We start from the raw sequence: 18,305 nt of genomic DNA on the forward strand, positions 1-18,305 counted from the left end.
GCACCTCGGCGCCCAAGTACAGGAATACGGCCAGCGCCACGAAGCCGAAGATGGTCAGTTGGCGGCTGTCGGTGAGGAAATGCCAGATTCGTCGCAGCATGATAAGCCCAGGGTGAGGTCGCACAGCAGGAGGAACGCCGCCGCGCAGCGAGGCGGATTCGGCCCATGCTGACAGCAATGCGGCGCGCCTTTTTGACATACGACAAGTACCGGGCGCCAGTGCGGCAGGCCCCGGCAGGCCATTGATGCTACGCAAGCAAACTTGCAGCGGTGAAATTCGGCCACCTACGCGGCGCTAGAATGGCTGGCGCGGCTTACTTGCCCAGCACGCGCGGTTGCGGCAATTCCGTGTGGCCGAAATCCATCATGGTCCAGCGCCCGCCCCAGCGCAGGCCCACCGATTCGGCCGTCACGCCATATAAACGGTAGCCACGCATGGCCCAGGCATTTTTTTCAGAAATGATGAGCTTTCCTTCATGCATGAATGCGCAATCGGCCGCCAAGCCATACTGGTGATAGCTTTGAAACGCCCTCGCGTTCGTCACGTTCGGGCCGGCCGCCGCCAATTGATCCTGGCGCGCGGGACTGCGGTAGCCTTCCAGCAAAACCATGTCGTAGCCATGCACGTCTTTCATGATCTTGAAGACCAGCAGCAGGCGCTGCGCGAAATCGTGGTCGAGCAATTGCCAGTTGCGGCTGGCGCCGCCCAGCAGCGGGCGCAGCTGCGTTACTTCCGCCGTGGAAAACAGCAGCGGCGGCAGGGTCAAAGGCGGCACCAGCTGCTCGCCTTTCAGCAAGTCGCTGACCTGGTCATTGATGACGTGTTGCTGATCGGCATAGCCGCGCAGGGCGATGCGGTCGCTGGACAGCCAGGCCAGCAGCGGCGGCACGATGACCAGCACGCTGCCTGCCAGGCTCAGCCAGCGATGCCGCCACAGCAGTTGCCAGGCGCGCGCCATGCCCGAGCCCGTGTGCCATTGCATGCGCTGCCACTGCGCGCCGCCGCCCCGCTGCAGCCCTTGCGCGCGCCGCTGCATGCGCCAGCCCAGGTTGACGAGCGTGTGCAGCACGATGGCGCGGCCGCCGGGAAACAGCAGCAGCCAGCAGGCAAGACAGGCCAGCAGGAAATACATCAGGACCAGGGCGACGAACATGGGGCGCTCCGTGACGGGAATCGGCGGGGCCGGGCAATCCATTGCTCGGCGGTATCGCTAGATCGTAGGCGTGCGCGGCCCGCATGAGCGCGGTTTACATCAAGGTCAGTCGAGTTTGATCCACTGCGGAGGTGATATTTTGTCTTTACTGAAAACCGGGGATGGTCAGATGCGCGGTCCTGACCTGCTGGGCAAGGCCGGCGCGGCTGGCGCGTGCATCGATGGCCAAGGCATCCTGTCGCAGCTCGAACACGGCGTCGCCGCGCCTGCGGCCAAGCCGGCCCTGCGCTGGCGCCCCGGCTGGCGGCACGGGGCCGCTGGCGCGCTGGGACTGGCGGTGCTGCTCACGACCGTGCTCGCTTACGACACGGACGTCTTGCCCCTGCCGCCGGTACCCGCCAAGGCCATGGCGCCGCCCGCAATGCCGGCGCCAACGCTGCTGCCGCACACGGAGCAGGCCGCCACCATCGTCAATACGGCAGGACCGCCCTTGCCCGAGGTGGCAGCCGTGAGCGTGTCACCCAAGAGGCCGCCACCCGTGCGCCAGGCGGCGGCGCGTCCTCAGGGGACGAGGCCGGCTGCCGCGCCTGGCGACAGCGACGTTGCCTTGCTGACGGCGATGGTGGCCCATGCGCACCGGCAGGAAGGCCCAGCAAAGCCCGTACGCGATGTGGTGCTGCGCAAACAGGAAGAGGAAACGGCGGAACTGTTGCAGCGCTGTCAGCAGCTGGGCCTGATCGAAGGCATGCTGTGCCGTTCGCGCATCTGTTCGGGCCGCTGGGACAGTGATCCCGCCTGCCATTGAATGCCTGGGTGAACATCAGGCGCGCTCGGACACTTCGATCAGGTTGCGGTCCGGGTCGCGCAGATAGATGGAGCGGATGGGCCAATTGGCGCCCGTGCGGGCCACCGGCCCTTCCTCGATGGCAATGCCCAGCGCCGCCAGGTGGGCGATGAAGACGTCCAGCGGTACGGCGGCGATGAAGCACAGGTCCAGCGAGCCGGGCGTGGGCAAGTCCGCCTTGGGCAGGAATTCCTTGCCGGCCTCATGCAGATTAATTTTTTGCGCACCAAACTTGAAGGCGTGGCGGCCGGCGCCAAACGTTTCGATCTGCATGCCCAGCACGCGCGTATAAAAATCGATGCAGGCCGCCTTGTCGCGGGTCGTCAATACCAGGTGATCGAGGTGGTCTATCATGTGTTTCTCGGGTGAGTAGCCGCGTCCATACGGCCTTGCAAAAAACCTTCCATCAGCGCCAGCAACGCCTGCGGCTGCTCCTGGTGCGGCGTATGGCCGCACTGCTCCACCATGGCGGGCATGGCGTTGAGCGCCTGCGCCACGATGGTGTCGACCTGGGCCGCGCTGCCGTACTGGTCTTCGCTGCCCTGCACCACCAGCGCCGGGCACTCGACGGAGGGCAGCAGGTATTCGATGTTCCAGAACTGGAAGCCATAGCTGAGCCAAGTGTCCGACCAGGCCTTGAAGATGCTCTCCGTCTTGTCGCCATGGTATTTCGCCAGCGCACGCAGCTTGCCCGCGCCAAACGCCGCGTCCGCCACGCGGATGCCATCGAGCGTGATGCCTTCGACAAACACGTGCGCCGCCTCGGTAATGATGCCGCGCAAGCGTGGCGGCTGCTGCGCCGCATAGATCAGGGCGATGCTGCCGCCATCGGAATGGCCGACGAGAAAATGGTCCTGTCCCGGCAGCAGTGCCGCCAGCACTTGCGGCAGCTCGCACAACGCGTAGTCGTGCAAATAATGGAGCTGGCGGCGCGCCGTCAGCGGCGACGATTGCCCATAGCCGTGACGGTCGTACAGCAAGCCGCGACAGCCCGTGGCCTGGCATAGCTGCGCGGGAAAATCTTTCCACATCGCACAGCAACCGAGTCCCTCGTGCAGGAATACCAGGCAGGGCTTGGCGGGGTCGCCTTCAATCAGTTCGTAATAGATATCGGTTTCGGCACTCAGGTTCAGTATCGGCATGGGCTAGGCTCGCAACGGGTTCCGTATCGGCAGGTCGTCTGGGCCTATTGTGCCATTGTCCTGCACGGCATGCGTGGCCCCCCGTAAAAATAGCCTGCTGGAAAAGATCTTGCCCCTTGCCCGCAAGGTGTTTGCGCCAGCACAAGCGAGCGCCGCTTTTCCGGCCGCCCGGCGCGCTTTCTCACTCTGTGTACGCCTAGAATGAATTACTCCAACAGCATGGAGCAGGCGGCTACCTTATCAGCCAGGACGTGACACTGGCCGTCACGGCAACACAGATAGGGCGTCTTGCCGCACGACGACAGGCGCGGCGTCCAAACTATCGATCAGGAGTACATCATGGAAATGAAAGTAGAACACCGCACCGGCAGCAACCTGGCACTGGAAGAAACCGATGCGCCGATGGAACAGGAAGGCCAGGCCGCAAAAGGCGCGGCCGCACAGGACTTGAACCTGAGCGCCGCCGCCTTCACCACCTACTACACGTGGACGGCCAATGGCGTGCATCCCTCGGTCAACTTCGCCAATGCCAACGTGAAAGCCAATTCGCGCGTATTGCTCAACATCAGCGAGTATGGCGCGACTCCGCAGGACCGTTTCATCGGCTCAGCCCGCATGGCCGTGTACAACATCGCGCCGTATAACGGCGGTTTCCGCGCCTGGGTCGATATCTCGTGGGGCAGCCCGCTCAAGGTGCGTTTCGACGTGTTTGTCGATCCCTGATCCGGGAAACACTGCGCATGCCGTCGATGCACTGACGGGATGACAAGCGTGGATGGAAACCATGCGCGCATGACAAAAAAGGCCACGTGTTGCCACGTGGCCTTTTGCTGCTGCTTGTTCTGGCTCCCCGACCTGGACTCGAACCAGGGACCTGCGGATTAACAGAACGGGGCTCCCCGGAGCCTATGGGCAGCAAGTCGAAGAAACGCAACGAGTTTTTCAGCCCTGCCTCCGTCGCCCCTCAAGGACCGACCTAATACCGAGACAATATGGCTGCTGCCATGGCATAGCTGGCGAAAAGTTGATGCAGGTCAAGGACTTATCGCTGCCGAACTCCGAACGGGAGCCGAGACCTTGAAACTTATTGTAGCCTTGGCAGTAATCAGCCATGTCAACTACCAACTCCGCCTAAATGACACGCAAAAGAACTCAGTCCTTACGTCCCAAAATAGGTGGATATATCTCTTCGATTATTACTCGAGCAGACTCAACTTGTTCAGATGTTAGTTCCGGATCTAGATTCGATTCAATTTCATTGATGTTGATTTGCAGCGAAATCTGACCCACTTTGCCGCATAATTTGCACACGAAACTGACCCACGTTTAAGACACAATCCTACTCACGACATTGAGTGGGGAATTGGAGTGATCGACGTGGCATTACTAGGCATTATTCGACGCTGGCATATTCGTGACCAGATACCATTGAGAGAGATAGCCAGGCGTTTGGGTATCTCCAGAAACACCGTCCGGCGCTACCTGCGCTCAGAAACCATAGAGCCAGCCTACGCTGAGCGGCGCTCCAGCCGCGCCATCGACAAATACGCGTTCCAACTTTCAGCGTTCCTCAAGACTGAGGCGGCTAAGTCACGCAAGCAGCGGCGCACGCTGAAGCAGATCCATGAGGACTTGAAGGAATTGGGGTTCGAGGGGTCTTACGACAGGGTCGCGGCGTTCGCGAGGGTGTGGCGGGAGGGTCAAACTGAGAGGGTCAATCCTGCCAGCAAACGAACAGTTTGCAATACATGCGTTGGCGTTCTTGTTGCGAGAAATTGGCTGGGTTATTTGAGGTGTCAGGGTACGAGGATGCCCCTGTATCTTCTGCATTTTGATGGAGAGTGGAAGCTATGTACGAAGATTACCGCAAGGTCATTGTAGAAACCTACCGAAATGCTGGGGAGCCGTCTGGCGCATCTTTACGGGCACGACCATTGCCTGGCCAAGGACTCTCGACCAACCTGAACGTAGAGTGCTCATCCAAAATGCGCAACGCTCATCCGATCGGCACAAAGTTTCTAATTCACGCAAAATTGACAGATAGAGAAGGTGGCACACAATTTCTCTATTCTTCATTTCGATGGAAATACGAAGTGCTTTCTGATGAAGTAGCCAGAACACTACTGGAAAACCAAACCAACTCGAACTCAGCCACGCGAGCCCAGCCGTAGGCCTGCCCCATGCCACTAACGCAGCAGCCCCACCACGGCCCACTATGTGCAAATAAACAGGCCTATGGAATGCAAAAGGGACACCCGGGTAGACGCGCACCCCGCCTTGACGCCTCACCCGCTCCAGCCTGTCGCTGCGGTTCGGTCGCGCTGCCCTGTGTCCCGGCCAACATCAAGAGCCCTGCAGGCTGCCTCCCTGCGCCAACGGAAGCCAGCCCTAGGGGTAGGCGATCCCAACAGCCCAACGGCCTCACCCCGAGCCACTATGCGCAAATAAACGGCCCCCTGGAATGCAAAAAGCCCAACCGGGTAAGGGCTGGGCTCTAGGTCTTACAAAAATTCTGGCTCCCCGACCTGGACTCGAACCAGGGACCTGCGGATTAACAGTCCGTCGCTCTACCAACTGAGCTATCAGGGAAAGGAGGCCGAATTATATACGTCAAAATTTCCCATGTCCAGTTGTTGCTGCATGGTCAGCAAAACACGCTGCCAGGGAGCAAGCCTCGCCGGCTGGCTGCGCCCGTCTGCGCGGCGCCACGCAAGATAGTAGAATAGCCAGGCCTTGCCGACACGCAAGGCGCACAACGGCATGCCGTCAGCGGAGCGTCAACCACGCCGCCGCGCGGACATGCGCTTGCAAGGCTCGCCTTGCCCCTGGCTTACTGCTCTCACCCGACATGACAGAATCAAGCGCAAACCTGGTGGACAAAGCCGGCAGCGGCGACAGCTCGGCGGCAATTGCCGAGCATATCGCGGCCGCCATCATGGCGCGCCAATTGCCGCCCGGCACGCGGCTGCGCGAAGAAGCGCTGTGCCGGCTGTACGGCGTCAGCCGCACCAAGATCCGCGCCGCCCTGCTGAGTCTCTCGAAAGGCAAACTCATCCGCATGGTGCCCGACAAGGGTGCCTTCGTCAGCCAGCCGACTGAAGCGGAGGCGCGCGACATCTTTGCCGCGCGGCGCATCATCGAAGCAGCGCTGGCGCGCGAATTCGTCGCGCGGGCCAAGCCTGCCGACTACAGGATGCTGGAGCGGCATCTGAAAGCGGAACGCCAGGCGTTGGCGCAAGCGACGCCGCTGCGCTCGCAACTGCTGGGCGACTTCCACGTCTTGCTGGCCGATATCGCCGGCAACGCCGTGCTGGGCGATATCGTACGCGAACTGGTGGGCCGCAGTTCGCTCATCACCATGCTGTACCAGTCGGGCCACGCCGCCGCCTGCTCGTGCGACGAGCACGGCCGCTTTCTCGAGGCGGCGCGCAGCGGCGACGCGGACCTGGCGGCGCGCCTGATGGTCGAGCACCTGGCGCACGTGGAAGCGGCCCTGCGCTTCAACGGCAGCGCCGGCGAGGCAAAAAAAGACCTGGTGGCGGCCCTGCTGATGTAAGCCGCGCCATCAAAAAAGGCCGCCGATGCGGATGCACGGAGGCCTCATTACATGTCACATGCGACGAAAAAACCGCTATTCGCCCAGATAGATAAACTTGAACAGGAAGATGGCGGCAATGATGTAAGCCACCACCGACACCTGCTTGCCCTTGCCCGTCAACAGTTTCAATACGGCATAGGTGATGAAGCCGAACGCGACGCCGCTGGCCACCGAATAGGTAAATGGCATCATCAGTGCCGTGATGGCGGCAGGAATGCTTTCCGTGCTGTCATCCCAGTCGATGAAGGTCAGTTCGCGCAGCATCAGGCACGCCACATACAGCAGCGCTGGGGCCGTCGCGTATGGCGGCACCGTGTGCGCCAGCGGGGCGAAGAACAGGCTGCCCAGGAACAGCAGCGCGACGGCCACGGCCGTCAAGCCCGTGCGACCACCCGCTTGCACGCCGGCAGCGCTTTCCACGAAGGCCGTCGTGCTCGACGTGCCCAGGCAAGCGCCGGCGGCAATCGCCGTGCTATCGGCCAGCAAGGCCTTGTTCATGCGTTCCATCTTGCCGTCTTTTAATAAACCGGCACGGTTGGCCACGCCCATCAGGGTGCCCGTCGCATCGAACAATTCGACCAGGAAAAATACCAGCACCACGTTGACGATGCCGATCGACAGCGCGCCCATGATGTCGAGCTTGAACAAGGTCGGTTCGATGGCGGGCGGCGTCGAGACGATGCCGTTGAACTGGTTGCCGCCAAAGAAGAAGCTGGCAATCGTAATGGCGAGGATGCCGATCAGGATGGCGCCCGGCACTTTCAGGCGGTCCAGCGCGACGATGATGAAAAAGCCGAGGATGGCCAGGATGGGCGCCGCCTGGTGCAAGTCGCCCAGCGCGATGATGGTGGCCGGGTTCGACACCACCACGCCGGCGCTTTTCAGGGAAATGATCGCCAGGAACAAGCCGATACCGACGGTGATGGCCGTGCGCAGCGCGGGCGGGATGCTGTTGATGATCATCTCGCGTATCTTGAACAGGCTGACCAGGATGAACAGGCAGCCGGAAATGAAAACGGCGCCCAGCGCCACTTCCCAGCTCATGCCCATGCCTTTGACCACCGTGTACGAGAAGTACGCATTCAAGCCCATGCCCGGCGCCAGCGCGATCGGGTAGTTCGCGTACAAGCCCATGATCAGCGTGCCGATGGCGGCCGCCAGACAGGTGGCGACAAAGACGGAGTCTTTCGGCATGCCCGCGTCGCCGAGGATGGACGGGTTGACGAAGATGATGTAGGCCATCGTCAGGAACGTGGTCAGGCCGGCCAGCAGCTCCGTGCGCACATTGGTCCCGTTGTCCTTCAGTTTGAAATAGCGTTCCAGGAACTGCATGATTAACCCCTTGTTTTGGTAAAACCGCGCGCCAGGTCTTGGCCTAGCGCATTTTTTTCTTGCAATAACTAGTTACTTGGTCGCTGCGCCGGCCGGCTTGAAGGCCCACCAGCGGCTGCCTGCGAAATTCCAGACCAGCCCGATGCCCGTCGCCAGCACCTGCGCCAGCCAGTAATACCAGCCCATCTGGTGTACCAGCAGCCACATCAGGCCCGTATTGATGCACCAGCCGATGCCCAGCAAGGTGAAATACTTGCTGGCCGCCTCGCCATGGCCCTTGTCGCTCTTGAACGTGAAAAAGTAATTGAGAAGGTAGTTGACGACGGAACCCATGATGTAGCCGATGCCGGACGCGGCGGCGGCGCTGATGCCGGCCCATTCCACGCCGCCCCACAGCACGCTGTATTGCACGGCTGTGCCGGAAGCGCCGACGGCGGCGAAACGTAGAAATTGGTGATGCAAGGAATGGGACATTGTCAATTTTCAAATAAGGCGAAGACACCCGCCAGGATCGGGCCAGAATAAAAAATGGCTACGATTGCTCGTAACCATTTTTCAGCCTGCATTTTACTGCAAGTTGCGCCCAACGTTCATATTCGCCGCCGTTTCAACACTTATTCCTTGCGCTGACGGCGCCGGCGCAGCCAGACAAACAGCACGATCAGCAGGAGGATTCCCACGATGCCGCCTGGCAGCATGAACGGTTGCGCCCGCGCCAGCACGGGTTTCTCGCCACCGTTGCGTGCCTGCGCCACGTAGGCCGGCGTGACGGACACGTCCGGGTTGCCGTACTGCTTCAGCACGTAATTGGCGATCAACGCGATCTGCTCGTCCGTCAAGGGCTGCACGTAGGAGCGCTGGTCGAAACGGGGCATGAACGCTTCGTGCTCTTCCCCTTCGATCTTGCGCTCGACGCCAAACAAGATGGCCGAGACCAGGTTGGCCGGCGTGTTGCCGCCCGTCGCCGTGTTGTTGAACAGCGCTGGATAGCTTTGTCCCGTGCTGCCCGCGCCGCTGGCCGAATGGCAGCTGGCGCAGTAGCCGGAAAACAGCACGGCGCCGCTATTGAGCGAATGGTGCTCGGTGGAACTGGCCATGCCGCGCAGCAGCGGTTCTTCGCTGGCGGCGCTGCCGTGGCTGAAGGCAGCCTTGGTCTGGCCCGGTGCGCGCACGGGCGGCACCGTGCGCAAGTACGCCACGATGGCGGCCACGTCGTCGTCGCGCAAAAATTGCAGACTGTTCTGGATGGCTTCGGCCATGCCGCCCGCCGCCTGCCCCTTGCCTTCCACGTGGCCCGTCTTCAGGTAGGCGGCGATTTCCGCATCCGTCCACGCGCCAATGCCGCTGACCTTGTCGGACGTGATGTTGGGCGCATGCCAGGAACCGAGCGACGCGCCGGCCAGGGTCTGGCTGCCGATTTCCGCCATCAGCGCGTTGCGCGGCGTGTGGCAGGCGCTGCAGTGCGCCAGGCCTTCAGCCAAGTAGGCGCCGCGGTTGATCTGCGCGCTCTTCGTTGCGTCCGGCACGAAGCGCTTATTGTCGAGGAATAAGGTATTCCAGCCCAGCATGGACAAGCGCACATTGAACGGGAACGGCAACGCCGTCTGGCGCGCCGGCTCGTCGACGGGCTTGACGGCCTGCATGAAGTAGTAATACAGGTCGCCCACGTCCGCATCCGTCAGCTGCGCATAGCTGGTGTAGGGCATGGCCGGATACAGGTGGCTGCCATCGGCGCGCACGCCTGCACGCAGGGCGCGCGCAAAATCGGCTTCCGTGTAGTGGCCGATGCCGCCTTTTTTCGACGGCGTGATATTCGTCGCGTAAATCGTGCCCAGCGGCGAATCGATGGCGTAGCCGCCCGCATACGGCTTGCCGCCCGCTGCCGTATGGCACGCCATGCAGTCGGCGGCGATGGCCAGGTAGCGGCCCCGCTCCAGACGCGCATCGGGCTTGGCGGCGACAGGCGCGGCCGGGCGGTCCGGCGTCAGAGTGACGGGCGGCGCCGGCGGCACAGGCGGCAAAGCATGCGCGGCCAGCGGCAAGCCGGCCGCCAGGGTCAGGCTCAGCAATAAACGGCGCATCATGCGGCCTCCCTTGCCAGGGTACGGGCGATGTCGTCGGCCGCGCGCAAACCGAGCGCGGCCATGCTGAGGGTGGTGTTGACGACGCTGGCCGACGGCATGGCGCCGCCGCCGGGCAGCCACAGATTGGCGTGATCGTGGGCGCGGCAATTGCCATCGACCACGGAGTCAAGACGATTCGAACCCATGATGACGCCGCCCATGATGTGGTTATTCGCGTTCAGGCTGTCGGTGATATGGAATTCCACGGCGCCGAACAGCTTGCCGATGTGTTTGAGCTGCGCATGCGCGGCCTTCGCGCCATCGCGCACGTAATCGCCCACGTCATAGTAAATGTCGGGACAGGCCAGGCCCAGCGGATCCTTGCGCGTCTTGCTCAAGGTCAAACGGTTATGCGCTTCGGGCAGCGGTTCCAGGCTGATCGACAAGTCCACGCCAAACGCGGCGCGGCGGCGGATCTCGTCGTCGAGATCCTTGCCCACCAGGCCCAGCTTCAACGACTGCTGGGTAGCCGGTCCGACACGCGTGATGTTATTGAGGATCATCTTGTTGGCCGAATATTGCGCACGGAAGGCGCCGTCGCGCGGGCCCACCAGGCAGCTGCTTTGCGCGGGGCCACGGCCCGTCCAGATCGGCTCATTGGCGAGGAAGGTACAGTGGAAACCCGAGTGGTCCATCATGTTGCGGCCCACCTGGTCCGAACTGTTGGCGATGCCGTTCGGATTGTTTTTGTTGGCCGCCAGCAATAGCAAACGGGGTGTCTCGATGCCGTTGCAGGCAATCACGAAAGCCTTGCCCGTCGCCATGTGCGACTGTTTCTTGGCGTCATACCAATGCACGGCCGTCACGCGGTTGTTCTGGTCCGTGTCGATGCGGTAAACGACGGCCTCGGCCAGCACGCCCGCGCCTTTCAGCTCGGCCCGTTCCACGTGGTGGATGCCGTTGTACATGGCGCCGATGGGGCAGATCGGCTGGCAATTGTTATTGCCGCAGCAGGTGGGGCGCCCCTGCCATGGACGCGTCGAACGGCCTTGCGGAATCGGCACGGAACGGTAGCCGTGCGGATTGACCACTTCGGCGAAGCGCTTGTCGCCATAGCCCCAGGGCACCATGTCCATCGGGTAAGGCGCGCTGCGCTCGCTCGGCGACTGCAGCGCCGGATCGTTGGGGCCGGCCACGCCCATTTCCTGCTCGGCGCGGCAATAGTACGGTTCCAGCTCATCGTAGGAAATGGCCCAGTCGCGCCCTACCCCGTAATCGCTTTTCATGCGCATGTCGGACGGCAAGTGGCGCCAGCACGACGCCGCCCAATGCCAGGTCGTGCCGCCTACCGTGCGCAGATAGCCCTGCTGGAAACTGCTGCCATTTGGGCCGGACACTTCCACGTAGTTATTCTTCGGGAAGTACAGCGGCGCGGGCGCATTTTCCGCTTGCGGATACAGGCCCTGGAAGTCGGAACCGACGCGGTTTTCGAACGGCATGTTGCGCCAGTTTTCCACGGCCTGGCCACGCTCGATGCGCAGGCCCGCTTCCAGCATGATCACGGAATGGCCTTGCGCGGCCAGCTGGTCGGCCATCATGGCGCCGACGACGCCCGTGCCGACGATGACGACATCGGCGACGACGTCGCCATTACTCTTGAATTGGGGTGATTTCATTTTGCTTGCTTGCCTTTCGGTTCGGGAGTGCCGGTAGTGGCCGGGGCCGGTACGGGTTTCGGTTCCACGGGTGCGGAAACGCGCACGGCCGGCGGCGCCTTCAGCCACCACAGGGGGCCGTAATTGCAATAGGTCGGCACGACCTGGCCATCGGCCACCGTGCGGTACATCAAGGCCTCGGCGTAGGCGACGACGATGGACTTCGTCCCTTGCGCCGCATTGCCGGCGACGGTGCCCGTGTACCAGGCGGCAACGATGGCCAGCGCCAGCTCGCGCAGACTCGCATCGGCGGCGGTGGCGGCCGCCAGCAGGACTTTCGCTTCCTGGCCAGTGACGAGCAGCTCGCCCAGCTGCGGCAAACGGTCGGCGAAACCGGGCACGTTGGTACGCATGGCTTGTTCGATGCGCGCCGCCGTCGCGGCGGACAGGTCGCGGTGGCCCGTGATCGTTTGCGACAGGGTGTAGAACAGCATGGTGGCGGGCGCCAGTCCGGTCGCCGGCGCGCTGGCCGGCGCCTGGGCGGCAGACAGTGGATTGCTCCAGAAACCGGCCTGCGCCAGCAAGGCGGCCAGGCCGATCAGGGCGTGGCGGCGGCTGATGCGGGGAAGGGATGAAACGGATGTTGCAGATGGTTCAGTGCCTGGATGGTTCATGAGACTCCCGCAAGACTTGTTGTTTTATTGACTTCGATGATTGCGCCACATTGCATTTGCGCATAGATGGAACCGGTTCCATATTATCCTACATAAATAAATTGTTTGCCAATGGAGCATTACTACATGCGCCCGCCCTGCCCGGTCCGAGGCAAGCGCAGGCGAAATTCCAGGCCCGGCTGGCCGCCTAGTCGGTAGCGGAATTCAAGCACGCTGCCGCCAGCCAGGTTAGGCTTGCCCGGCAAAGGCAGGGGCAGGTTCAGGCTGCACTCATGGTCGCCCAGGATGATGTCGCCATGCACGCGGATGCGCGTCAGCAAGCGCGGCGCCTGCTCCAGCACGTCAGGCAGGCGGATGCTGGCGGCGGGCAGGCTGTCGCCCTGTTCATGCCGCCAGGCGCGCAAGGCCTCCGCGTCGAGCGCAAACACGCGGCCCCAGTCCGTGCATGGCTCGCCAGGGCTGCGCCGGTCCAGGCCCAGGTGCACGGTGACGGCTGCCGGCAGCAGCGCCGCCGCGGGCGCTTGCGCGTGCAGATTGCGCAGAATGGCCACCTGCGGCTCCTTGCCCAGCGCCGTATTCATGGTTTCGCTGACGATCACGTCCGGCATGGCGCCGGCAGGCATGCGGTAGGCGGCCGCGTCGGCGCAGATATACTCGGCGACGTGGCTAGCGAGGTCCAGGGCTGCGATCAGCTCGCGCGCATAGTCCAGGGTTTCCGCATGCACGTCGAGGATGGCGAACTGCACCTGGCTGGCGTCCAGCACGGCCATCACCGGCAGGGCCAGCAGGGCGAACGGGCCGCAGCCCGCATACAGCACGCGCACGGGCCGCCCGCCGCTCACGGCCAGGCGCTCGCGCACGGCCAGCGCCAGGCCCTGGATGAAGGCGGCGCTGCGGTAGGGCTCGCGCGCACACAATCCCGCCTGCACGGGCGAGATGGCCCAGCCGCTGGGCAGGAAACTTTCGCCATCGCGCAAGCCATCCTGCCCGTCCATGGTCAGGCGCGAATGGCGCTCGACAAGCTGGCGCAGCTGCACCGTTTCGCCGACCAGGCTGGCCAGCGAACGCTGCGGATCACACAGCGCGGCCGCCATGGCGGCCAGTTCCGCCCGTGCCGAATTCATGCGCGGCTCCACTGGAAAGATGGGATACAGACACAATGCATGGCGGCTTCCTTGAAATGATTGCAAGTACAGGGAAAAATTGGCAGCATAGCAAATAAATAAACGCGTGCGCATTTGCCGCCATCGCCACCACCTACCGGAGCACCGATGCACGACCTGCCGCTTTCCGCCCCCTACCAGTTGCGCGTCCAGCGCGACGATGACGATGGCTTTGCCGCCGCGCTGTACAGCTCCACGCGCGACGACTTGCGCCAGATGCCGGCCGATCCCGCCGTCATCGAGCAGCTGATCGCCATGCAGCAGCGCATGCAAAGCCACGGTTACCGGCAAGCGTATCCGCACGCCGTGTATCTGGTGCTGCAGCACGGCGACACGCCCATCGGCCGCCTGGTGCTGGACCGCCAGGATCAGGTGCTGCACTTGGTCGACATCGCCATCCTGCCCGCCGCGCAAGGCCAGGGCGCCGGCAGCGCCGTGCTGCGCGGCCTGCAGGCGCAAGCGGGCGCCCAGCAATGCCGGCTCCGCCTTGCCGTCAACAAAAGCAACACCGCCGCGCGCGCGCTGTACCAGCGGCTGGGCTTTCGATTGCGCGGGGAAAACGACGTCCAGGAACAACTGGAATGGAGCGCGTCATAGTGGCGGCGCCGACTCCGCCCAGCACCTGGCTGCGACTGCCGCTGCGCTTTGACGTGGCGCGCATGCAAGGTGACAGCGACCAGTTCGCCGCCGGTGAGTGGATCAGCCATTTCAATACGGGCGCCTACGACCAGGGCTGGAGCTGCGTGCCGCTGCATTCGGCCGGCGGAGCAGCCGGCGACATCATGCCCGTCGACGGCGCCGCCTATGCCGGCACGCCGCAACTGGCGCGCTGCCCCTGCCTGCGCGAGGTGCTCGCCAGCTTCGCCTGCGATATCCGCGCCGCACGCCTGATGGCCCTGGCGCCGGGCGCCATCATCCGCGCGCACCGCGACGCCGGCACCTCGCTGGCCGATGGCTTGATCCGCATCCACATCCCCATCCACACTACGCCGCAGGTGCTGTTTACCATCGATGGCGAGAACGTGCACTTCACGGCCGGCCACGCCTGGTACATGGACGCCAGCTGCCTGCACGCGGTGCATAACCAGGGCACGGCGCCGCGCATCCATCTCGTGCTCGACTGCATCACCAATGCCTGGCTCGAAGCGCTGTTCGCCTCGGCCGGCTTCGTGCCGAAAGCGGCCCATAAATATGGCGACCCCAGCATCAACGATGGCAATGTGCGGGCCGTCATCGCCCAGCTGCGGCTGTCGCCCTCGCCGGCCAGCCTGGCGCTGGCCAGCCAACTGTCTGCCCTGGCTGACGGGAGTGCGCCGTGAACGCCCCGCATGGCCTGACCCAGCAGGAAGGCTTGCTGGCCAGGGGCAATATTGTTTCTTGGCATGCGGGCATGGACATGCACCGCTGGTATCCACTCTTTGCACAGCGCGACGCGCAAACGGGCGAGGTGTCGCTCTGCTGGCGCGACCTGGGCCGGCAGCCGTTCAGCGAACCATTCTTTGTCAACACCCTCGCGCGCCAGCCGCATGAGGAGCGCCGCGTCTGCCGCACGCCGCTGGCGGCGCTGGCCAGGCTCGGCGATTGCCTGGCGCCCGACGCCTTCATCTTCCACGTCTCGCGCTGCGGCTCGACCCTGCTGACGCAATTGCTGGCGACCTTGCCGCAATGCGTGGTGCTGTCCGAGCCAACCATCATCGACTCGCTGCTGCGTCTGCATCACGATGGCATGGCGGGCAGCGACGGCATCGCCCTGCTGCGCCAAGCCATCCTGGCACTAGGCCAGCGCCGTACGGGCGAGGAGACGCACTTCTTCGTCAAGTTCGATTGCTGGCACATCCACAACCTGGCCTTGCTGCGCCAGGCGTTTCCCGATACGCCCTGCCTGTTCCTGTACCGCGAACCGCAAGCCGTGCTGGCCTCGCACCAGCGCCAGCGCGGCCCGCAAATGGTGCCCGGCATGCTGGACCCGGCCCTGCTGCTGCCCGCGCACCAGCTGGCGCCCGGCGATATCGATGGCTATGCGGGTCTCGTGCTGGGCAGCCTGTTCGACGCGGCCCTGCCCCATGCGGCGGCCGGCCAGCTGCAGTTAATTCACTACAAGCAATTGCCAGATATCGTGTTCAGCGATGTATTGACCCGCCAGGGAATCACACCCACGCCGGCACAGTTGCAAGCGATGCGCGCGCGGGGCGGCGTGCATGCGAAATACGGCACGGCCTACCACGGCGACCCGCCAGTGGCCGCGGCAAGCGGCCTGGCCGCCATCGCCGCGCAAGTGCAACCGAGTTATCTGGCGCTGGAAGCGCTGCGCACGGGGCAATAGTCACAGCGCGGCGGCATTGTCCTCGCGCCACTTGCGCACCATCTCACTGCTGATTTCGCGTTCATAGCAGATGGGAGCGTAACCGCCCTTCCGGCTCCATGCGCTGCGTCCTCCGCAAGCGCTGCCATTCTTGGCGGCATTGTAGGGACAGGGGCAGCGGCCCGGATAGGCGGCAATCGACTCGGCGATGATCTGCTGCTTGACCTTTGCTTCGGATGCCGGCTGGCGCCCCTGACTGCCGGCAAGGGGCGCGTAGGCCGTGCCGGCGGCCAGCATCAACACCAGGGCGCAGAGATTCTTCATAGGAAAGGTTGTTTTCATCCACAGGCAGCAAACGTGCAATACCAGTATGACAGATGCTTTTCGGCAAATCAGCGTGAAATGTCACGAGAATCATGGCCGCAATGCAAAAAGCCCAACCGTGAAGGCTGGGCTTTTCGATACTGCTGATGTTCTGGCTCCCCGACCTGGACTCGAACCAGGGACCTGCGGATTAACAGTCCGTCGCTCTACCAACTGAGCTATCAGGGAAAAGAGGCCGTATTATATAGGCCAAACCTGGCGCTGTCCAGATTTCCAAAGGGGAAATCTTATCTTGGCCCAAGCTATGCACCAGCGTCGCAAAAACAAAAAAGGCCACGTTTTTCAACGTGGCCTTTCGAATTCTGGCTCCCCGACCTGGACTCGAACCAGGGACCTGCGGATTAACAGTCCGTCGCTCTACCAACTGAGCTATCAGGGAAAAGAGGCCGCATTCTATAGGGCAAATTTTCAGTTGTCCAGATTTACGCTGAAAAATTTACGCGTATCGCCATTCAACCCGGATTTTCCCGGGGCTGATAGTCAAACACCAGCACCCGCCCCAGCCATGGCTTGAGCAGATCGACAAAGGCGAGGTGGGCCGGATGGGCCAGGTACACGTCGCGCGCGATGGCGCCATCGAAGGTCAAGGTGAAGCAATCGGTAAAGCCGTCGTCGAGGCCTTCCGGGCTGACGTTCGGCCCCCATTCGAATTGCAGCACGCCGGGAATGCGGTGTTTAAGCTGGGAAAATTCATAGACCAGCTCGGCATGCTTGGCCGGTGTGATGTCCTCGAGAAAATCACACAGGACGATATGGCGCAACGGAATTGAACAGGTCATGGTGGCGGATCTCCTATGGGGTTGCATTCAGGATAGCGCAAAACGAAAAAGCACACAGGCAGCGGCCGGCCACGCCACACATATTCTCTATATGCAACATGTTATTCGGATAATATCCCCATGGACACCCCATACCCGCAGGCCACCATCGATATCCGCCCATGACTAAGCTACTGGCAGTGCTATTCATCACCCTGATGCCATTTTCCGCAAGCAAAGCGCAAGCGCTTGCCATCGACGCACTGCTGACACCGGACATCGGCGGCATCAAGCAGTATGTGGAAATCAAGACAGATGACTCAAAAAAACCTGTTCTGCTCTTTTTATCGGGCGGGCCGGGAAGTTCGATGATGAAGAACGCGGATGCCTTTACGGCCATCCTGAAAAACAGATTTACGCTGGTCCAATGGGATCAGCGCGATGCGGGAAAAACCCTGAAACTGAATCCGTCACCAAGCCAGCCATCCGTCGCGCAGATGGAGCAGGACACGTATCAGGTCATCACATTTCTTCAAAAAGAGCTCAAGCAGGAAAAAATATACTTGCTGGGCAGTTCCTGGGGCAATGTGCTGGGTTTTCATATCGTCGAACAGCATCCGGAACTGCTGCACGCGTATTTCGCCGTCAATCCCGTCATCAGTCAGCTGGCCAGCGAAAAGGCATTGCTGCTTAATTTGCAGACGCATTTCCGGGACGATGTCGTCGCCAGCCAAGAACTGGCGCAGGTACAGATCCCCTTTCAACGGGATGAAGACCTGTTTTACCTGCGCAAATGGCTTTTCCATAAAGAGGGGAAAACATTCGCCACCAGCGATGGCTTCAAGACCGGCTTTCTGCAATGGTCCAAAGCCTGGTCGCCCGTATGGAACGAAGTCATGCATATCGATTTGCCGAAGACCTTGAAGAAAGTCGACTGCCCGGTCTATTTCTTCGTTGGCAAGAACGACATCCAGACCTCCACCCGCATCACGCAAGACTATTTTGAGCAGCTGCAAGCGCCAAGGAAGGGGCTGTTTGTATTTGAACAGTCGGGACACCAGATACACCAGGACGAACCGGAAAAATTCCAGCGATCGATCATCGGGACCCTGCCCGCGCCAATCGCGACACGCTGAAATGCAGAAAGCCCAGCCGGTGAAGGCTGGGCTTTCTGCTACTACGTGTTCTGGCTCCCCGACCTGGACTCGAACCAGGGACCTGCGGATTAACAGTCCG

At 62.3% G+C, this 18,305-nt stretch carries 18 protein-coding genes, 4 tRNA genes and 1 pseudogene; 8 read left to right on the forward strand and 15 right to left on the reverse strand.

The features are described from left to right. Window positions 1–314 precede the first annotated feature (314 nt). Window positions 315–1,154, reverse strand: a complete 840-nt coding sequence (locus VM94_RS23275) for a M15 family metallopeptidase (RefSeq protein WP_046685676.1) — start codon at window positions 1,152–1,154, stop codon at window positions 315–317. 169 nt (window positions 1,155–1,323) lie between these two features. On the opposite strand from VM94_RS23275, the gene VM94_RS23280 reads away from it, so the two are divergent. After that, window positions 1,324–1,959 carry a hypothetical protein gene (locus VM94_RS23280; RefSeq protein ID WP_046685677.1) on the forward strand — a complete coding sequence of 212 codons (636 nt, stop codon included), beginning with the start codon at window positions 1,324–1,326 and terminating at the stop codon, window positions 1,957–1,959. A 15-nt stretch (window positions 1,960–1,974) separates the two neighbouring features. Here VM94_RS23280 and VM94_RS23285 read toward each other — a convergent pair whose 3' ends face one another. Continuing rightward, window positions 1,975–2,352: a VOC family protein gene (locus VM94_RS23285; protein ID WP_046685678.1), complete on the reverse strand. Its 378-nt coding sequence runs from the start codon at window positions 2,350–2,352 to the stop codon at window positions 1,975–1,977. After that, window positions 2,349–3,140 (reverse strand): alpha/beta fold hydrolase, encoded by a 792-nt coding sequence (locus VM94_RS23290; RefSeq protein WP_046685679.1) that lies wholly within the window; start codon window positions 3,138–3,140, stop codon window positions 2,349–2,351. Before VM94_RS23290 ends, VM94_RS23285 begins: the two co-directional genes overlap by 4 nt. Window positions 3,141–3,479: 339 nt before the next feature. Between VM94_RS23290 and VM94_RS23295 the strand changes: the two genes are divergently transcribed. Continuing rightward, a complete protein-coding gene (locus VM94_RS23295) occupies window positions 3,480–3,863 on the forward strand; it encodes a hypothetical protein (RefSeq protein ID WP_235432999.1) in 384 nt (127 codons plus the stop codon). 120 nt (window positions 3,864–3,983) lie between these two features. Here the strand turns inward: VM94_RS23295 and VM94_RS28415 are convergent. Then, window positions 3,984–4,053: transfer RNA gene (locus VM94_RS28415), tRNA-OTHER, on the reverse strand. 455 nt (window positions 4,054–4,508) lie between these two features. Between VM94_RS28415 and VM94_RS23300 the strand changes: the two are divergent. Continuing rightward, window positions 4,509–4,838, forward strand: a pseudogene (locus tag VM94_RS23300) (helix-turn-helix domain-containing protein); the annotation flags it as partial. Window positions 4,839–5,653: 815 nt separating this feature from the next. Here VM94_RS23300 and VM94_RS23305 read toward each other — a convergent pair. Continuing rightward, window positions 5,654–5,729 (reverse strand) — tRNA-Asn (locus VM94_RS23305). 259 nt (window positions 5,730–5,988) lie between these two features. On the opposite strand from VM94_RS23305, the gene VM94_RS23310 reads away from it, so the two are divergent. Continuing rightward, window positions 5,989–6,696 (forward strand): GntR family transcriptional regulator, encoded by a 708-nt coding sequence (locus tag VM94_RS23310; RefSeq protein ID WP_046685680.1) that lies wholly within the window; start codon window positions 5,989–5,991, stop codon window positions 6,694–6,696. Window positions 6,697–6,771: 75 nt separating this feature from the next. Here the strand turns inward: VM94_RS23310 and VM94_RS23315 are convergent, their stop codons facing one another. The 6 genes from VM94_RS23315 to VM94_RS23340 all read right to left on the reverse strand — a co-directional run bounded on the left by VM94_RS23315 (window position 6,772) and on the right by VM94_RS23340 (window position 13,586). Then, window positions 6,772–8,070, reverse strand: coding sequence for an NCS2 family permease (locus VM94_RS23315; protein ID WP_046685681.1), 1,299 nt, complete (start codon window positions 8,068–8,070; stop codon window positions 6,772–6,774). Between the two features lie 72 nt (window positions 8,071–8,142). Continuing rightward, on the reverse strand, window positions 8,143–8,544 hold the full coding sequence (locus VM94_RS23320) for a GtrA family protein (protein ID WP_046685682.1): 402 nt from the start codon (window positions 8,542–8,544) through the stop codon (window positions 8,143–8,145). A 140-nt stretch (window positions 8,545–8,684) separates the two neighbouring features. Next, the gene (locus VM94_RS23325) at window positions 8,685–10,154 is read right to left on the reverse strand and encodes a c-type cytochrome (RefSeq protein ID WP_235433000.1); all 1,470 of its coding nucleotides are present in this window, start codon (window positions 10,152–10,154) and stop codon (window positions 8,685–8,687) included. Next, window positions 10,151–11,809, reverse strand: coding sequence for a GMC family oxidoreductase (locus tag VM94_RS23330; protein ID WP_046685683.1), 1,659 nt, complete (start codon window positions 11,807–11,809; stop codon window positions 10,151–10,153). Before VM94_RS23330 ends, VM94_RS23325 begins: the two co-directional genes overlap by 4 nt. Further along, window positions 11,806–12,462 carry a sugar dehydrogenase complex small subunit gene (locus VM94_RS23335; protein ID WP_046685684.1) on the reverse strand — a complete coding sequence of 219 codons (657 nt, stop codon included), beginning with the start codon at window positions 12,460–12,462 and terminating at the stop codon, window positions 11,806–11,808. Before VM94_RS23335 ends, VM94_RS23330 begins: the two co-directional genes overlap by 4 nt. A 122-nt stretch (window positions 12,463–12,584) precedes the next feature. Further along, entirely contained in the window at window positions 12,585–13,586 is a 1,002-nt protein-coding gene (locus VM94_RS23340) for a hypothetical protein (RefSeq protein ID WP_138829165.1), read from the reverse strand. A 147-nt stretch (window positions 13,587–13,733) separates the two neighbouring features. Between VM94_RS23340 and VM94_RS23345 the strand changes: the two genes are divergently transcribed. Genes VM94_RS23345 through VM94_RS27455 form a run of 3 tightly spaced genes read left to right on the forward strand, consistent with a single transcriptional unit; the run spans window position 13,734 to window position 15,948 of the window. Further along, on the forward strand, window positions 13,734–14,222 hold the full coding sequence (locus VM94_RS23345; RefSeq protein WP_046685686.1) for a GNAT family N-acetyltransferase: 489 nt from the start codon (window positions 13,734–13,736) through the stop codon (window positions 14,220–14,222). Further along, window positions 14,207–14,944, forward strand: a complete 738-nt coding sequence (locus VM94_RS23350) for an aspartyl/asparaginyl beta-hydroxylase domain-containing protein (protein WP_046685687.1) — start codon at window positions 14,207–14,209, stop codon at window positions 14,942–14,944. Before VM94_RS23345 ends, VM94_RS23350 begins: the two co-directional genes overlap by 16 nt. Continuing rightward, the gene (locus tag VM94_RS27455) at window positions 14,941–15,948 is read left to right on the forward strand and encodes a hypothetical protein (protein ID WP_052755909.1); all 1,008 of its coding nucleotides are present in this window, start codon (window positions 14,941–14,943) and stop codon (window positions 15,946–15,948) included. The genes VM94_RS23350 and VM94_RS27455 overlap by 4 nt, the downstream gene beginning before the upstream one ends. Here the strand turns inward: VM94_RS27455 and VM94_RS23360 are convergent, their stop codons facing one another. The 4 genes from VM94_RS23360 to VM94_RS23375 all read right to left on the reverse strand — a co-directional run bounded on the left by VM94_RS23360 (window position 15,949) and on the right by VM94_RS23375 (window position 17,090). After that, window positions 15,949–16,251 carry a hypothetical protein gene (locus tag VM94_RS23360; protein WP_200899260.1) on the reverse strand — a complete coding sequence of 101 codons (303 nt, stop codon included), beginning with the start codon at window positions 16,249–16,251 and terminating at the stop codon, window positions 15,949–15,951. It abuts the gene before it with no gap. A gap of 152 nt (window positions 16,252–16,403) precedes the next feature. Continuing rightward, window positions 16,404–16,479 (reverse strand) — tRNA-Asn (locus VM94_RS23365). 135 nt (window positions 16,480–16,614) lie between these two features. Beyond that, window positions 16,615–16,690 (reverse strand) — tRNA-Asn (locus tag VM94_RS23370). Window positions 16,691–16,763: 73 nt separating this feature from the next. Beyond that, window positions 16,764–17,090 (reverse strand): Dabb family protein, encoded by a 327-nt coding sequence (locus tag VM94_RS23375; protein ID WP_052755910.1) that lies wholly within the window; start codon window positions 17,088–17,090, stop codon window positions 16,764–16,766. A 161-nt stretch (window positions 17,091–17,251) separates the two neighbouring features. Between VM94_RS23375 and VM94_RS23380 the strand changes: the two genes are divergently transcribed. Continuing rightward, window positions 17,252–18,205 (forward strand): alpha/beta fold hydrolase, encoded by a 954-nt coding sequence (locus VM94_RS23380; protein ID WP_052755911.1) that lies wholly within the window; start codon window positions 17,252–17,254, stop codon window positions 18,203–18,205. Window positions 18,206–18,305 lie beyond the last annotated feature (100 nt).

This window comes from Janthinobacterium sp. KBS0711 (assembly GCF_000988085.1).
Classification (GTDB): domain Bacteria; phylum Pseudomonadota; class Gammaproteobacteria; order Burkholderiales; family Burkholderiaceae_D; genus Janthinobacterium; species Janthinobacterium lividum_E.

What these genes read in the sequence shown, in the direction of transcription:
- VM94_RS23275 (WP_046685676.1), bottom strand. Translation starts at nt 1,154, where the DNA reads ATGTTCGTCGCCCTGGTCCTGATGTATTTCCTGCTGGCCTGTCTTGCC.
- VM94_RS23280 (WP_046685677.1), top strand. Translation starts at nt 1,324, where the DNA reads ATGCGCGGTCCTGACCTGCTGGGCAAGGCCGGCGCGGCTGGCGCGTGC.
- VM94_RS23285 (WP_046685678.1), bottom strand. Translation starts at nt 2,352, where the DNA reads ATGATAGACCACCTCGATCACCTGGTATTGACGACCCGCGACAAGGCG.
- VM94_RS23290 (WP_046685679.1), bottom strand. Translation starts at nt 3,140, where the DNA reads ATGCCGATACTGAACCTGAGTGCCGAAACCGATATCTATTACGAACTG.
- VM94_RS23295 (WP_235432999.1), top strand. Translation starts at nt 3,480, where the DNA reads ATGGAAATGAAAGTAGAACACCGCACCGGCAGCAACCTGGCACTGGAA.
- VM94_RS23310 (WP_046685680.1), top strand. Translation starts at nt 5,989, where the DNA reads ATGACAGAATCAAGCGCAAACCTGGTGGACAAAGCCGGCAGCGGCGAC.
- VM94_RS23315 (WP_046685681.1), bottom strand. Translation starts at nt 8,070, where the DNA reads ATGCAGTTCCTGGAACGCTATTTCAAACTGAAGGACAACGGGACCAAT.
- VM94_RS23320 (WP_046685682.1), bottom strand. Translation starts at nt 8,544, where the DNA reads ATGTCCCATTCCTTGCATCACCAATTTCTACGTTTCGCCGCCGTCGGC.
- VM94_RS23325 (WP_235433000.1), bottom strand. Translation starts at nt 10,154, where the DNA reads ATGATGCGCCGTTTATTGCTGAGCCTGACCCTGGCGGCCGGCTTGCCG.
- VM94_RS23330 (WP_046685683.1), bottom strand. Translation starts at nt 11,809, where the DNA reads ATGAAATCACCCCAATTCAAGAGTAATGGCGACGTCGTCGCCGATGTC.
- VM94_RS23335 (WP_046685684.1), bottom strand. Translation starts at nt 12,462, where the DNA reads ATGAACCATCCAGGCACTGAACCATCTGCAACATCCGTTTCATCCCTT.
- VM94_RS23340 (WP_138829165.1), bottom strand. Translation starts at nt 13,586, where the DNA reads ATGAATTCGGCACGGGCGGAACTGGCCGCCATGGCGGCCGCGCTGTGT.
- VM94_RS23345 (WP_046685686.1), top strand. Translation starts at nt 13,734, where the DNA reads ATGCACGACCTGCCGCTTTCCGCCCCCTACCAGTTGCGCGTCCAGCGC.
- VM94_RS23350 (WP_046685687.1), top strand. Translation starts at nt 14,207, where the DNA reads ATGGAGCGCGTCATAGTGGCGGCGCCGACTCCGCCCAGCACCTGGCTG.
- VM94_RS23360 (WP_200899260.1), bottom strand. Translation starts at nt 16,251, where the DNA reads ATGAAGAATCTCTGCGCCCTGGTGTTGATGCTGGCCGCCGGCACGGCC.
- VM94_RS23375 (WP_052755910.1), bottom strand. Translation starts at nt 17,090, where the DNA reads ATGACCTGTTCAATTCCGTTGCGCCATATCGTCCTGTGTGATTTTCTC.
- VM94_RS23380 (WP_052755911.1), top strand. Translation starts at nt 17,252, where the DNA reads ATGACTAAGCTACTGGCAGTGCTATTCATCACCCTGATGCCATTTTCC.